The organism is Citrobacter sp. VF227 (assembly GCF_052950715.1).
Genome location: NZ_JBRFVF010000203.1, coordinates 1 through 561 on the forward strand (window position 1 = coordinate 1; position 561 = coordinate 561).

Below are 561 nucleotides of genomic sequence, written 5' to 3' on the forward strand. Positions count from 1 at the left end.
GGTGGGTGCGAAGCTGGCGCGCGATGTCGAAGCCGCTCATGTCCGGCAGGTTGACATCGAGAATCAGGGCATCAGGCATGGCGCCGGCCACCAGCGCCAGCCCGTCGCTGCCGGTGCCCGCCTCCAGCACCTGGTAGCCATGGCGCTCCAGCACCCGGCGCATCGCGTAGCGGGTAGTGGCGTTGTCGTCGACGATCAGCAGACGGCTTTCACGCCCCATCGCTTCCCTCCGCCTCGATGCTGAACGGGATGATCACGTAGAACTCCGAACCCTTGCCGGGCTCGCTCTGCAGGCCGACCCGACCGCCCAGCAACTCGGCGAAGCGTTTGCACAGGGCGAGTCCCAGACCCGTGCCGCGCAGGCGCTTCTGCAGCGGGGAATCGACCTGGGCGAAGTCCTCGAACAGGCGATCGTGCAGCTGTGGTGCGATGCCGATGCCGGTGTCGGTGACCGCGAAGCGCACCTGCTGGGGGGTCTCCATCCGTGCCGAGACACGCACTTCCCCTTGGGTGGTGAATTTCAACGCCTTGGAAATGAAGTTGCGCAGAATCTGCGCGAGC

2 protein-coding genes are annotated in these 561 nt (G+C 66.1%); both read right to left on the bottom strand.

The window, feature by feature from the left end:
* Positions 1-220: response regulator transcription factor (locus tag ACU8YC_RS25900; RefSeq protein WP_446896097.1), on the bottom strand; the 220-nt coding region annotated here is incomplete at its 3' end.
* A partial coding sequence (locus ACU8YC_RS25905; RefSeq protein ID WP_446896098.1) for an ATP-binding protein occupies positions 210-561 on the bottom strand: 352 nt, incomplete at its 5' end. The genes ACU8YC_RS25900 and ACU8YC_RS25905, both read right to left, overlap by 11 nt.